This window comes from Paenibacillus sp. G34 (assembly GCF_056856875.1).
On sequence record NZ_CM166469.1, the window covers coordinates 684,071 to 696,892 of the forward strand.

The 12,822-nt window shown below is 47.1% G+C and carries 10 protein-coding genes and 2 rRNA genes; 10 read left to right on the forward strand and 2 right to left on the reverse strand.

The annotated features are described in order from the left end of the window. Positions 1–69: 69 nt before the first annotated feature. Both AC1VYS_RS03180 and rrf read left to right on the forward strand, forming a co-directional pair. Positions 70–2,995: ribosomal RNA gene (locus AC1VYS_RS03180) — 23S ribosomal RNA — on the forward strand. 149 nt (positions 2,996–3,144) lie between these two features. After that, a 5S ribosomal RNA gene (gene rrf, locus AC1VYS_RS03185) occupies positions 3,145–3,261 on the forward strand. Positions 3,262–3,476: 215 nt separating this feature from the next. On the opposite strand, the gene AC1VYS_RS03190 is transcribed toward rrf, so the two are convergent. Then, positions 3,477–4,832: an MATE family efflux transporter gene (locus tag AC1VYS_RS03190; RefSeq protein ID WP_482912967.1), complete on the reverse strand. Its 1,356-nt coding sequence runs from the start codon at positions 4,830–4,832 to the stop codon at positions 3,477–3,479. A gap of 171 nt (positions 4,833–5,003) precedes the next feature. Between AC1VYS_RS03190 and AC1VYS_RS03195 the strand changes: the two genes are divergently transcribed. From AC1VYS_RS03195 to AC1VYS_RS03230, 8 genes are all read left to right on the forward strand, one after another. Then, positions 5,004–5,738, forward strand: a complete 735-nt coding sequence (locus AC1VYS_RS03195) for a class I SAM-dependent methyltransferase (RefSeq protein WP_482912968.1) — start codon at positions 5,004–5,006, stop codon at positions 5,736–5,738. Between the two features lie 161 nt (positions 5,739–5,899). After that, complete coding sequence (locus AC1VYS_RS03200) at positions 5,900–6,481, forward strand: RNA polymerase sigma factor (protein WP_482912969.1); 582 nt, start codon at positions 5,900–5,902, stop codon at positions 6,479–6,481. Further along, entirely contained in the window at positions 6,478–7,839 is a 1,362-nt protein-coding gene (locus AC1VYS_RS03205; protein ID WP_482912970.1) for a hypothetical protein, read from the forward strand. Before AC1VYS_RS03200 ends, AC1VYS_RS03205 begins: the two co-directional genes overlap by 4 nt. Positions 7,840–8,025: 186 nt before the next feature. Then, on the forward strand, positions 8,026–8,703 hold the full coding sequence (locus tag AC1VYS_RS03210) for an NAD(P)H-dependent oxidoreductase (RefSeq protein WP_482912971.1): 678 nt from the start codon (positions 8,026–8,028) through the stop codon (positions 8,701–8,703). Positions 8,704–8,921: 218 nt separating this feature from the next. Then, on the forward strand, positions 8,922–9,233 hold the full coding sequence (locus AC1VYS_RS03215) for an ArsR/SmtB family transcription factor (protein WP_123066816.1): 312 nt from the start codon (positions 8,922–8,924) through the stop codon (positions 9,231–9,233). Further along, positions 9,223–9,369, forward strand: a complete 147-nt coding sequence (locus AC1VYS_RS03220; RefSeq protein WP_482912972.1) for a hypothetical protein — start codon at positions 9,223–9,225, stop codon at positions 9,367–9,369. Before AC1VYS_RS03215 ends, AC1VYS_RS03220 begins: the two co-directional genes overlap by 11 nt. 117 nt (positions 9,370–9,486) lie before the next feature. Continuing rightward, positions 9,487–10,512, forward strand: a complete 1,026-nt coding sequence (locus tag AC1VYS_RS03225; protein WP_482912973.1) for an LLM class flavin-dependent oxidoreductase — start codon at positions 9,487–9,489, stop codon at positions 10,510–10,512. A gap of 291 nt (positions 10,513–10,803) precedes the next feature. After that, a complete protein-coding gene (locus AC1VYS_RS03230) occupies positions 10,804–11,964 on the forward strand; it encodes an AI-2E family transporter (protein ID WP_482914895.1) in 1,161 nt (386 codons plus the stop codon). 125 nt (positions 11,965–12,089) lie between these two features. Here the strand turns inward: AC1VYS_RS03230 and AC1VYS_RS03235 are convergent, their stop codons facing one another. Beyond that, the gene (locus AC1VYS_RS03235) at positions 12,090–12,461 is read right to left on the reverse strand and encodes an ArsR/SmtB family transcription factor (RefSeq protein ID WP_482912974.1); all 372 of its coding nucleotides are present in this window, start codon (positions 12,459–12,461) and stop codon (positions 12,090–12,092) included. Positions 12,462–12,822 lie beyond the last annotated feature (361 nt).

Consider the following 12,822-nt stretch of genomic DNA (forward strand, 5'->3'; position numbering starts at 1 on the left):
AATGGAGCGACTTTTGGCTTTGGACGTAGTCCAAAACAAGGGAAGCGACAGCTCGAACACGAGCGACCTGGTTAAGCTACTAAGAGCACACGGAGGATGCCTAGGCGCTAGGAGCCGATGAAGGACGTGGCGAACAACGAAACTGCCTCGGGGAGCTGTAAGCAAGCTTTGATCCGGGGATGTCCGAATGGGGAAACCCAGCTGGGGTAATATCCAGTTACTCATAACTGAATACATAGGTTATGTAGAGGCATACCAGGGGAACTGAAACATCTAAGTACCCTGAGGAAGAGAAAACAATAGTGATTCCGTCAGTAGCGGCGAGCGAACGCGGAGAAGCCCAAACCAGAGAGCTTGCTCTTTGGGGTTGTGGGACGTCTCACATGGAGTTACAAAGGAACCGGTTAAGCGAAGAGGTCTGGAAAGGCCCGCCAAAGAAGGTAAAAGCCCTGTAATTGAAAGTCTGTTCCCTCCGAGACGGATCCCGAGTAGTGCGGGGCACGTGAAACCCCGTATGAATCCGGCAGGACCATCTGCCAAGGCTAAATACTTCCTAGCGACCGATAGTGAAGCAGTACCGTGAGGGAAAGGTGAAAAGCACCCCGGAAGGGGAGTGAAATAGAACCTGAAACCGTGTGCTTACAAAAAGTCAGAGCCCGTTTTAGGGGTGATGGCGTGCCTTTTGTAGAATGAACCGGCGAGTTACGTTCCCGTGCAAGGTTAAGGTGAAGAGCCGGAGCCGCAGCGAAAGCGAGTCTGAATAGGGCGACATAGTACGTGGACGTAGACCCGAAACCGGGTGATCTACCCCTGTCCAGGGTGAAGGTGCGGTAACACGCACTGGAGGCCCGAACCCACGCATGTTGAAAAATGCGGGGATGAGGTGGGGGTAGCGGAGAAATTCCAATCGAACTCGGAGATAGCTGGTTCTCCCCGAAATAGCTTTAGGGCTAGCCTCGGAAAACAGAGTCGTGGAGGTAGAGCACTGATTGGGTGCGGGGCCCGCAAGGGTTACCAAGCTCAGTCAAACTCCGAATGCCATAGACTTACTTCCGGGAGTCAGACAGTGAGTGCTAAGATCCATTGTCAAAAGGGAAACAGCCCAGACCATCAGCTAAGGTCCCCAAGTGTGTGTTAAGTGGGAAAGGATGTGGAGTTGCACAGACAACCAGGATGTTGGCTTAGAAGCAGCCACCATTGAAAGAGTGCGTAATAGCTCACTGGTCGAGTGACTCTGCGCCGAAAATGTAACGGGGCTAAACACACCACCGAAGCTATGGCTTGATGCTTTGCATCAGGGGTAGGGGAGCGTTGTATAAGGGTTGAAGGTGTACCGTAAGGAGCGCTGGACATTATACAAGTGAGAATGCCGGTATGAGTAACGAAAAGATCAGTGAGAATCTGATCCGCCGAAAGCCTAAGGGTTCCTGAGGAAGGCTCGTCCGCTCAGGGTAAGTCGGGACCTAAGGCGAGGCCGAAAGGCGTAGTCGAAGGACAACAGGTCGAAATTCCTGTACCACCGTAAATCGTTACGAGCGATGGGGGGACGCAGTAGGGTAGTGACGCAGGCTGATGGATGCCTGTCCAAGCAGTAAGGCTGGTTAGTAGGCAAATCCGCTAACCGTAAGGCTGAGCTGTGATGGGGAGTGAAAATTACAGTAGCGAAGGTCATGATCTCACACTGCCAAGAAAAGCCTCTAGCCAGATGAAGGTGCCCGTACCGCAAACCGACACAGGTAGGCGAGAAGAGAATTCTAAGGCGCGCGGAAGAACTCTCGTTAAGGAACTCGGCAAAATGACCCCGTAACTTCGGGAGAAGGGGTGCCCCGGTAGTGTGAATAGCACGAGGGGGCCGCAGTGAAAAGGCCCAAGCGACTGTTTAGCAAAAACACAGGTCTGTGCGAAGCCGTAAGGCGAAGTATACGGGCTGACGCCTGCCCGGTGCTGGAAGGTTAAGGGGAGTGGTTAGGAGCAATCCGAAGCTGTGAACCGAAGCCCCAGTAAACGGCGGCCGTAACTATAACGGTCCTAAGGTAGCGAAATTCCTTGTCAGGTAAATTCTGACCCGCACGAATGGCGTAACGACTTGGGCGCTGTCTCAACGAGAGATCCGGTGAAATTTTAATACCTGTGAAGATGCAGGTTACCCGCGACAAGACGGAAAGACCCCATGGAGCTTTACTGCAGCTTGATATTGAATTTGGGTACGATCTGTACAGGATAGGTGGGAGCCTTTGAAGCGTGAGCGCCAGCTTGCGTGGAGGCACCGTTGGGATACCACCCTGATCGTATCTAGGTTCTAACCTGGTACCGTAAACCGGTGCGGGGACAGTGTCAGGTGGGCAGTTTGACTGGGGCGGTCGCCTCCTAAAGAGTAACGGAGGCGCCCAAAGGTTCCCTCAGAATGGTTGGAAATCATTCGAAGAGTGCAAAGGCATAAGGGAGCTTGACTGCGAGACCTACAAGTCGAGCAGGGACGAAAGTCGGGCTTAGTGATCCGGTGGTACCGCATGGAAGGGCCATCGCTCAACGGATAAAAGCTACCCTGGGGATAACAGGCTTATCTCCCCCAAGAGTCCACATCGACGGGGAGGTTTGGCACCTCGATGTCGGCTCATCGCATCCTGGGGCTGAAGTAGGTCCCAAGGGTTGGGCTGTTCGCCCATTAAAGCGGTACGCGAGCTGGGTTCAGAACGTCGTGAGACAGTTCGGTCCCTATCTGTCGTGGGCGTAGGAAATTTGAGAGGAGCTGTCCTTAGTACGAGAGGACCGGGATGGACGTACCGCTGGTGTACCAGTTGTTCCGCCAGGAGCACCGCTGGGTAGCTATGTACGGACGGGATAAGCGCTGAAAGCATCTAAGCGTGAAGCCCCCCTCAAGATGAGATTTCCCAGTATGTAAGACCCCTTGAAGACGACGAGGTAGATAGGCTGGGGGTGGAAGTGCAGCAATGCATGGAGCTGACCAGTACTAATCGGTCGAGGGCTTATCCAATAGCAAGTTTTAATTCGCATGAGTTTCGTTTCGAATCTAGTTTTCAGAGAACAACACTCTGAATGAAGTGAAAATGGGTACATCACCGAGTGTGTGTATGATTTTCAGTTCTGAATGAATGGAAGAAGCATTGCTTCGATCCAATCGCGTTTGGTGGCGATGGCGGAGGGGTTCCACACGTACCCATCCCGAACACGACCGTTAAGCCCTCTAGCGCCGATGGTACTTGGACCGCAGGGTCCTGGGAGAGTAGGACGCCGCCAAGCAAATCAAAGACACACTTGATGAAAATCAGGTGTGTCTTTTTGTATTGTCGATACTCTTGTTCATACTATTAAGGATATGATTGTTAATACATCTGTAAACAGGCTAACCCCAGCCTAATCTCTGAAGATTTGGCTGGGGTTAGATTCGATCTATTAGTTCAACATACTGGCAATCCATATTACATCTATTTTGCTTCTTCGAATCTCGATGATGTTTAATCTGCTTGTAACAAGCCGACCCGCTCAGTGAGGGAGCGTTTGCGATAATAAAGTGCTATCGTGATGAGCACGAGCATTTCAGATAAAGGTACAGCCAGCCATACACCTGTAACACCCAGGAATGAAGGAAGAATGGCAATCAGAGCAATCATAATAATCATCTCACGTGCGGCTGTAATCCAGATCGCCATTTTGGCATTACCAATGGATTGGAAATACGTACTCATGACAAAGTTAACTCCCATGAATATATAGGCGATAGTGAAGATCCGTAGCCCGTATACGGCACGATCCGTTACACTACTGCTGAAGTTACCAAAGATTTGTACAAAATAGGGAGCTCCGACTTGAACAACGAGAAGCAGAACTACACCGCAGGATAAAGCTGTTTTTACCGCAATACGAATCGTTTCCTGAACTCGTTCTGCTCGCTGTGCACCATGATAATAACTGATTAGAGGCTGTGCAGCAGAAGCTAAACCAAGGAATGCCATTAAGACAACCCCGTGGATATAATTTAAAACCGTAAACGAGGCAACACCATCCGTTCCTCCAATCCGCTCCATAGAGATGTTATGTGAGACCGAAAAGACAGACATACCGAGTTCAGCCAGGAAGCTGGGAAAGCCAATGAGAGCAATCATGCCTAGCAATTTGGTGCTCCATGTGAACCTTGTAAATGTAAGATTGTTTGATTTTTTGAAAAAGTGACTGAACAGCACGAGCAATGCCAAAGCTGCTGATACAATGGTGCCCATTGCAACCCCTCGTACTCCCCACTCCAGCACATATAACGTGATAAAGTTGATTACAATGTTGGCCACAGCAAAGGTAATCTGGGCATACATTGAAGTGTTTGGACCTCCATCGTTGCGAACAAACACGGATAATGCATTTTCGATCGTAAAAACAAACCCAAAAAGTAACATGATATTCATGTAGTCGGCTGCGAAGGGAAAGGTATCCGCATTTGCACCCAGTGCATATACGAGTTTATCTTTGAATGTAAAGGCCGTGTAACCAATAACCACTGTAGCCAGCGAAATGAGAATAATGGATTTGGTGAACACTTCTTTGGCCTTTTGATTTTCTTTCCTGCCCATATGGTTAGAGTATAACGTAGCTCCGCCCATGCCGATCCACAGAGACATCGCCACAAACAAGGTGTATACAGGAGAAGCGATGCCGATTCCAGCCATGGCGGTTGACCCAAGTTTGTGCCCTACCATAATGCCGTCGATAATAAAGTTAAATGCGATGACCAGCATCCCCAGGACTGAAGGCACCAGATAGCTGATAAAAGCTTTGCCTACGGTTTGCCTCTCAAGTGGATGCGTCCAATTCGTACTCATAATGACCTCCGATAGTAAGTTTAAAAAATCACTGCAATATATTATACTGAACGTTCGTTCTGTATAATAACATGAGTACAATTCAATTGGCAACTTTTCTGAAATTCACAACGTTTATTTGATATTATTTGATAGAGTATGAGAGAGGATTTACGCAGGGAGGTAAGATCAATGAAGCAAAACAAGTATGATGAAGATACATTCTTTCAGAATTATAGCAAGATGGATCGCTCCGTTGGAGGGCTGGATGCAGCTGGAGAATGGCATGAACTACAAACATTATTACCTGATCTGAAGGATAAACGAGTACTTGATTTGGGATGCGGTTTCGGCTGGCATTGCCGATATGCGCGTGAACAAAAGGCGGCTTCTGTCATCGGTGTAGACTTATCCGAAAATATGCTGCAGCGTGCACGTGAGCTGACGGATGATCCACAGATTGAATATCGGCAATTGCCCATCGAAGATATTCATTTTGAACAGAATCATTTCGATGTGGTTATGAGCTCACTTGCTCTGCATTACATCGAACATTTGCATGAAGTGTATCGTAAAATCAATCATTGTCTAGTATCTGGCGGGATGTTTATCTTGTCTGTTGAACATCCGATATTCACCGCTCGTGCAGAGCAGGACTGGTATTATGATGCTCAAGGGGAGAAACTGCATTGGCCTGTGGATCATTATCATGAACAAGGACAGCGGATCGCAAACTTTTTGGATCATGATGTGGTGAAGTATCATCGGACAATGGCAACACATCTGAATGAGTTGATTCGTGCAGGCTTCGTGATTGAGCAGGTGGCAGAATCCAAACCCTCTTTGGAGATGATGGAGCAGATTCCCGGTATGTCAGACGAGATTCGAAGACCGATGTTTCTGATGATCGCTGCAACGAAAGAATAATTACAGGCTTCTATGTATGGGAGATAAGTCTTGGAAGATCGGCGTGTTCAGTGTGTTGAACATGCTGTTTTTTTATTTTTCTTAAAGTATAAGAAATAATGTGCAAATTCAGGGAACCAACTGGCATCTGGTTTAGTCCTATTAAGTGAGGTGAACATCAGTTGGACTATTCGTTTCTGGCAGAGGCCCAGACCATCAACAATGACACACTTGCCAGTCTGATGCACGATTATGGCAATGATGTGTGGAATTATGCTTACTTTTTAACTAAAAATGCGGAGCAGGCAGATGATTTGTCACAGGAAGTGTTTGTCCGGGCATACACAGGAATCGCAAACTATCGGGGAGATTGCTCGATTAAAACATGGCTCTTGACGATCACAAGAAACACGACGTTTACATACCGAAAATCGAGGTTTTTCCGAAGCAGCTTATGGGGAGCAACGTTGCCTTTAGGAGAGCCAGATCAAGACCGATCGGGATCAGGACCAATGACGCGAGAGCGAACTGCTCATCCATCCGCCGAGATGGAAGTGATGCGTAAAGCACATGTACATGAAATCTGGGATATTGTTCTGGCGCTGCCGGAGAAGTTTCGGGAAATTCTTTTACTGCATCTGAGGTATGAGCTCACAACGGTGGAGATCGCAGATATGTTACGAATTAGTCAAGGAACCGTGAAATCACGGCTATCCAGGGCTAAGGATAAGGTTCGAAAGCAGTGGGAGGAGAGAAGTAAATGAAACATGAGGATGATCAATGGGAAAAGGAAATCCGTAAAGGGCCGTTTGCAGCGTCTCCTTTTACTGAAGATCACAAACGTAAGGTGCTGCAACAGTTGGAGTGGATAAGGACGATAAGAAGCAAGGGGGAGGAAATGAAAGAAATGAGCCCCTCAGAGACTTCAGTGAAGCGCTCCGGTTTACGTTCCAATTCATTAAGAGGATTCAAAGATACAGTCGCAGTCACAAATGCAGTTAATGATAAAGATAAAGATGCATCCAAAGTTGGTCCAGGTCATCAACGTCATAGAAAAAGTCGTAGAGGCATTCTCGTTGCAGGGTTGAGTGCATTGGTTATCGCAGGTGGAATCTTTATGTGGAACTGGGACGACGGGCAACTCGCGAAACCGCTGATGGAACAGATTAATCCAGCTTCAGCTCTGTTGTTTACAGATCACCTGAATGTCGATGTTCTTACGGATCAGATGAAAAAGAATGTTGCGATGACGATGAGAGATGATCTGGGCAAACAGCTACGCATTACCAAAGTACAAGATCTGCCTGTGTCTGGCAGAATATACGTCGAAGCAGGCCAGGAAAAAGGAACAGATTACGCCCAAATCTGGCTGGACGCCAAGACGGGTAATCTTCGTGAAGTGCAGATGAGAGCCGAGATGCAGCCAAGTAAGCTGGAACATCGATATATGCGTCAGGTGCCTTCGCTTTTGGAGAGCATCGGTAGTGCTCCTACGCTAAAACCCATACTTGTTCGGCGTTTTGTAAACATGAACCAAGGGGAGATATTACCTGTAATACGTACTACACTCGCATTACAGAATGAAACAAGTTTTGGGTATATTGAATGGGAGCAGGATAAGGTCACATCGGTCTCAGGGGAAATTAATTCAGATGAGGTATCTCGGTCGGCTTTGGCAGATGCTAAGGAATCGGTGGCCGCTTTGTCGGGGAAAACGAATTTAAATTTGGAAAGCATACATCGAACGAAGGATAATAAGCTGGGTGGAGAGATTTTCTTTTTTCGATTTGATCAAAATTACTTTGTTGAAATGACTGAAGGAAAAGAAGGAGTGGGTTATAGAGTTCGAGATGTTAATAATTATGGTTCATTCATCGGAGATAGCAAAGAAATGGAGGCTTACCATGAAAAACTATATAATATGGACGAAACGATAATAAGAGAAAAAGCAGGGCCAATCATTAAGAACATATTTAACATTGATTTGGATGCTTACAAGCTGCATCGAAAAGCCGATGCATTAGGCATGGTAACTTTTGAATTAGAGTCTGCCAATGATATATTTGAGGTCGAATATAAAGAAGATGGACGTATCACCATGATTAGCAGGGGGAAATTGTAGAGGGATACAACCTTGTATTTAATTATATTAAATACAACTTACTTTTAGGAACCAAGGCACAATAAGGTACGTACTTTTCAATTTGGAGCATAACGTCTAAACTGATACCTGAGCCATAAACAGAAAACGGACTCCATAGCTATGCGGGTTCGGCATATAATATATAAAACAAAGGACGTGGAGAGATTGGACAGTACTGTAAAGACAAAGAAAAAAGAAGAGATTTTGCAGGCATTTCAGTTCCGTCATGCCACGAAGTTATTTGATGCATCACGTAAAATTACAGATGAGGACTTTGCTTTCATACTGGAAACAGGCCGCCTGTCTCCAAGCTCCATCGGGTTTGAGCCATGGAAGTTTTTAATTGTGCAAAATCCGGAATTCCGCCAGCGTTTGTCGGAGGTGTCGTCCGGTGCAAAACGCCAACTGGCTACAGCCAGTCATTTTATCGTGATATTGGCTCGGACGGATGCAAGCTACAACTCTCCTTATGCAGAGTACATGCTGAAAGAGGTTCAGAATATGCCTGATGATGTTTATGAGCTGACAAGTGCAGCTTACGGTAATTTTCAGAACAACCAGGGCTTCCTTCAGAATGCAAAAACGTTGCTTGACTGGGCATCCAAACAGACATATATTGCCCTTGGCAATATGATGACTGCAGCGGCTCAGATTGGTATTGATTCTTGTCCGATTGAGGGGTTCAACTATGCAGAGGTGCATCGTATTCTGGAAGAAGCGGGACTGCTTGAGGACGGTGCATGGGATGTGTCGGTGATGGCAGCCTTTGGTTACCGTGCAGAAGAGCCTCATCGGGAGAAATCACGTCAGTCTATTGAACAAATTACACACTGGATTAACTAAGATCAGGAATCGAGCCAGTAGGCCATCTGCTCTTCGGTGGTATTGGATATCTGGATGATGCTGCATATCAAGCGATGCTCGATGAAGTGAAACAGACGGTAACAACACGTTTCTAACATATGATTGATCAGATGTGAAGTGCCAAGCCGACTCTTGATGAGTCGGTTTGTTAGTTTATGGGGTTTGGCAAAAGGTCAAAAAGGGGGTATAATCGACCCATGGAACCTATACTCATTTTCAAAGCATTATCTAATGAGACACGCAGACAGATCCTGTTGTGGCTGAAAAACCCGGAGCAACACTTCTCCCCCCTCGAGCTATCCCAGCATCCGGATGGCGGTAAGAGTGGGATCTGTGTAGGCACGATTCAATTAAAGGCTGGACTGGCGCAGTCTGTAATCTCCAGCTATTTGTTGACGATGCTCAAGGCAGGGTTGTTGCTATCGGAGCGTAGAGGACAATGGACGTACTATCGCCGCAATGAAGAAACGATACAGGCTTTTGCCGAGTACGTACAACATGAGTTATAAGCCGGATGCCGGAACGGAAGCTAAGGATGCAATACGCAGCAAGCAGGAGATTCCGTCCGGATGTGAACGGCTAGATGTTGTAAAAACATGTGCTGTGTATGACATGGACTCCCGGCTTTCTTCGCTACATGTATGAAAAGAATCTGCCTTCGAAACATAAGAGTTATGTTTCATTTTTTAAGCTCAATTTTGTTTATTTATATCTATATATCTGGATATACAAAAATATAATCACAGAGGAGTATGAACTTTAATGAATACTGAAAATCAACATAAAGAACATATCCAAGACGTCAAACTTTCGGTGCTTGACCTTGCACCCGTCGTGGTGGGATCAACCCCTGCGGATGCCCTTCGCAACAGTCTGGAGCTGGCACAACATGCCGAGCGCTGGGGATATCATCGCTACTGGGTAGCTGAACATCACAATATGCAAGGCATCGCTTCATCTGCAACCTCGGTTGTGATTGGGCACCTTGCGGGTGGAACGAAGTCTATTCGTGTAGGCTCAGGTGGCATTATGCTACCGAACCACGCACCGCTTGTGATTGCTGAGCAGTTCGGTACGCTTGAATCTCTGTATCCTGGACGCATTGATCTGGGTCTGGGCCGTGCGCCCGGCAGTGATCGCCGTACATCCGTTGCGCTGCGCAAGGATCTGAACAGCGGAGAAGATTTCCCAGAGCTGCTGGCAGAATTGCGTGCATACTTTGATGCATCGGCAACTTCCTATCATGCACCTGTTCGTGCTGTACCCGGCGAAGGGCTGAACATCCCGATTTATCTGCTGGGCTCCAGCGATTTCAGTGCACGTCTGGCAGGCCAGCTGGGACTTCCGTTTGCTTTTGCCAGCCACTTCTCACCAGATTATACCCGAATTGCCCTGGACACCTACCGGAGTAGCTTCCAGCCCTCGGAGAGCCTGAAGGAGCCTCACGTCATCGTTGGCGTGAACGCCGTGGTGGCAGATACCGATGAAGAGGCTGCGTGGCTCGGAACAACGATGCAGCAGCAGTTCCTGAACATCATCCGCGGGACAACAGGACTTGTACAGCCGCCGTCTGTGATGGATGGCAAGTGGACGGACCGCGAGCAAGCCACCGTGGCTCAAACGTTGAAGGCAGCGGTAAATGGTTCGCCGGAAAAGGTGCGCGGACAGCTCGAATCCTTTATTCGCCAGACTCAGGCGGATGAACTCATTATTACGTCGATGATCTATGATCATCAAGCACGCCTGCACTCGTACGAGTTGATCGCACAGCTTGCGGGAAACATATAAGATCTTACTTGGCAGCAGAATGCGAATAGCATCGGCTAGCAAAATGACGGTTCGTCTCCAAAGGAGATGGGCCGTTTTTTACATGGGAAAATTTTCAATCTATTGTTGTGGGGCAGGTTGTTCGTTTTGGGGTAAAATGACTTTACTTGGCGAATTTGAAACGGTCAAACCGCTCATACGTATAAATCGGGAGTATTATACATATGTTGGCTTGTACAAGTCGATTGTACCCGTCAGGCAAGAAACGCAATTAAAATGCAAGAAAGATACATAAGAGAGGACGACAAGCCTATGGAGCAACCTGAGCAACCCCGCGTTTGGCCTGAGCGATTCAAACGTTTTTTTCTGAACAACAAATTTGTGCTGTTTCTGTTAGTTCTGCTATTGGTAGGACTAAACATTATGGTACTGACCAAGGTATCCTTTGTGTTCCATCCGCTAGCGGTGTTACTCAAAACAATTCTTCTGCCTATTATTCTGTCGGGTATCCTTTATTACCTGCTCAATCCACTTGTGGATGTGATGGAACGATGGAAAATCAAGCGAGGCTGGGGCATTCTGATTCTCTATCTTGCGATTGGCGGCATTTTGACCATTGTGGTGCTGGCCGTTATTCCTGTGCTTCGTAATCAGATTATGGGGCTGATCGCCAATTTCCCTACTTACAGTGAAAACGTAAGGGAACAATTCGAGGAGTTGACAGGCAATCAGCTGTTCAGCCAGGTGCAAGATACGATCAACATGAACTGGCAGGACTGGTGGGGCACGATTTCCACGAAAGCCACCGAGATCCTCAACTCGACCTGGACGAAGCTTGGCGGGTTCCTTGGTGCATTTACCGAGACGGTGTTATCCATCGTAACCGTGCCGTTCATCTTGTTCTATCTGCTTAAAGACGGCAAGAAACTGCCGGACAAGATTTTATCCTTTTTGCCCATCAAAAGCCGTACGGGTGCAATGCATGTGTTACATGATATCAACCATCAGATCAGTTCATTTATCCGTGGACAGATTATTGTCAGCTTCTGTATCGGTGTGTTGCTTTACATCGGGTACATGGTCATCGGTTTGGATTATGCCCTGATTCTTGCAATCATTGCTTCCTTCACGAGTGTAGTTCCTTATCTGGGTCCTGCGATTGCCATTACTCCAGCTTTGATTGTAGCTCTGGTGACTTCGCCAGTGATGTTGCTAAAAATGATTGCCGTGTGGACAATTGTACAGTTGATTGAAGGTAAACTTATTTCGCCACAGATTATGGGTAAAACACTCAAAATTCATCCAATCACCATCATCTTTGTCATTCTGACTTCAGGGAACTTGTTCGGTGTAGTCGGCATTCTGCTTGCGGTTCCGGGGTACGCGGTACTCAAAGTGGTGGTGTCCCATATCTTCAATATGTTCAAGGACAAATCGGGTCTGTACGATCCAAACAAAAACAATTTGTTGTAGTTAATCAGGGTAAGGAACATTATAAATATTCAGTTAAAACGGTCCCCTTACACAACAGAACCCCCGCCCATCGGCTAGAAGCCGAGAGGTGGGGGTTCTGTTGGTTTAAACCGGTAGGCAGCAGCCTATCCGTGTTTAATATGCTGGAGCGTTTGCAGGAAAATCTGCTCAATGTGAGCATCATCCAAAGAGTAATACACCGTCTTGCCTTCCTTGCGCCGCTTCACAATTCGCATGTTGCGGAGTGAGCGCAGCTGATGAGAGATGGCTGACTGACCCATGTCGAGCAGCACCGTTAGATCGTGCACACATAATTCTTTCTGTAACAGCGCATCAATAATACGTAGACGTGTTGGATCACTAAATGCTTTGAACCAATCCGCCATCTCGGAAGAGGTGTCCCGATCTATAAGTGAGGTGCGAATGGATTGCACATCGGCTTCCGTACCTGAGCAGGCTTCATCGCAATCATGTGGAGCTTTGACCGGTTGTTCCATTCCTATCACCGCCTATGTTTAACAACTGATAGCTCTATTATATCCAAAAAACGCCTAAAGCGAAATGATTACTAATAGGGCGTGTCTTGAAACCGACTGAAGTGCATCTTTTACCGCCTTTTCGCCCCCTTCTGCGTCACTTTCCCTTGACGTGCCCCGGCACGCCTGCGGTAAACTTCCTGGCTTGGAACGAAAATTCGGCAAAATCTGCTTCCTTCAGCGTTTTCAGACACGCCCTGCATATTCTGTATCCAAAATCAACAACTCGTGTTGACACTCCGGTTTGGGCATGCATATAATAGGGTTAATTAAACATATGAATGATTGCTCATATATTGTAATGAATACGATTAACAGAAAT